The sequence below is a fragment of the Leucobacter ruminantium genome, assembly GCF_017565705.1.
Taxonomy (GTDB): Bacteria; Actinomycetota; Actinomycetes; order Actinomycetales; family Microbacteriaceae; genus Leucobacter; species Leucobacter ruminantium.
On sequence record NZ_JAGDYL010000061.1, the window covers coordinates 1 to 1,498 of the forward strand.

The 1,498-nt window shown below is 65.8% G+C and carries 1 protein-coding gene; it reads right to left on the bottom strand.

Features of this window, described 5'->3' with window-relative positions; translation table 11 throughout:
- Positions 1-23: 23 nt before the first annotated feature.
- On the bottom strand, positions 24-1,241 hold the full coding sequence (locus tag J4H91_RS15350; RefSeq protein ID WP_208047117.1) for an IS110 family RNA-guided transposase: 1,218 nt from the start codon (positions 1,239-1,241) through the stop codon (positions 24-26).
- Between the last annotated feature and the right edge of the window lie 257 nt (positions 1,242-1,498).

Consider the following 1,498-nt stretch of genomic DNA (forward strand, 5'->3'; position numbering starts at 1 on the left):
GGGGGGTGCCCCTATGACCTTTGTCAAGCCGCGAGAGCGGCGCCGCTCTGTGCTCGGGGTTGGTAGAGACTGCCGGTTTTGAGCATGGCGTAGATCACGTCGCAACGCCTCCGGGCGAGTGCGATCAGGGCCTGGTTATGGCGTTTGCCCTGACCGATCTTGCGGTCGTAGTAGGCACGAGATTCCGGGTCTCGTAGCGCTGCGAACGCGGAGAGGAACATGGCCCGCTTCAAGACCTTGTTCCCGCGCCTCGAGGGCGATTCGCCTCGGATCGAGGTGCCCGAACGACGGGTGACGGGCGCCAGACCGGCGTAGGCGGCGAGATGCCCGGCGGTCGGGAAGTGTTTCCCGACGATCTCGGTGAGGAGTCTCGCGCAGGTCCTGACGCCGACTCCGGGCATACTCGTCAGGACCGGGTGAAGAGGGTGCGCTTCTACGATCTGCTCGACCTCAGTGGCGATGTCCGTGCGCTGTTGCCGGAGCTCGACGAGCTGCCTGGCGAGTCTGGGCAGCACGATGGTCGCGGCGTTGGTGCCGATAACGGTGACCGTCTGCTGGTCGAGAGCATCGAAGATCTCCTGCGCCCAGACACCACCCTTGCGAGGAGCGCGTTTCAGCAGCCGGGTGGCGACGCGTTTCTGCCCGGCCTGTCGCAGCGCTGCTGGTGAGGGGTAACGCTCGATCAGGTCCAGGATCGCGGGATGGTCCAGGCGCGGCCCGAGCACCCGCTCGAGCGTGGGGTGGATCTGGGTGAGCAGGCCCCGCACCCGGTTCGAAGTCTGCGTGATCTGCGCGGCGAGGTCGTCATCGAAGCCGCACAGCATCGACAGCTCGGCGATCTGCTCGTCGGCGACTTTGATCGAGCGCAACGTCGCAGGCATGGTGCGGGCGGTCTCGGCGATGATGAACGCGTCCCTGGCGTCGGTCTTCGCCTCACCCGGATGCAGGTCTGCAACCCGGCGCATCGTGAGGCCTGGGAGGTACCCCACCAGTACGCCTGCTGCCTGGGCGACAGCGACCGGGAGCGCGCCGATCGTTGCGGGCTGGTCGACGACCACGAGGGCTGGGCCGTGCTCAGTGAGCCGGCGCAGCACGTCAGTGATCCCGACCTCGGTGTTCGGCAATGGTTTGTCGTAGAGCTTCTGCCCGTCGCGGTTGAGAGCGACCGCGTGATGCTCGCTCTTGCCGACGTCCAGGCCGATGATGACCGCTACCTCGTCGTAGCGTTCGATACTGCCCATGATGGGATCCCTTCGTTCCTGACATTCTCGGCAGTCAGGTGGCGATGGGCGTCGGCATCCACGTTACGAACGACCCTGCCCCGGCTATCGCGGCTCTGGTCTTGCCCCTATCAGCGATCACCCTCCGCCAGACCGGAGCCCGGTGACAACACCCCCCAGATCATGAACTGCGACAGGGGGCAACAATCATGCCGGACCCGGCTGGCTGCCTCGCCCCTCATCCTCACGGATCAGGAGCCACGAACAAAGTAACGGGG

Bases quoted from the DNA above. Each gene is read 5' to 3' on its own strand.
- J4H91_RS15350 (WP_208047117.1), bottom strand. From the start codon at position 1,241: ATGGGCAGTATCGAACGCTACGACGAGGTAGCGGTCATCATCGGCCTG.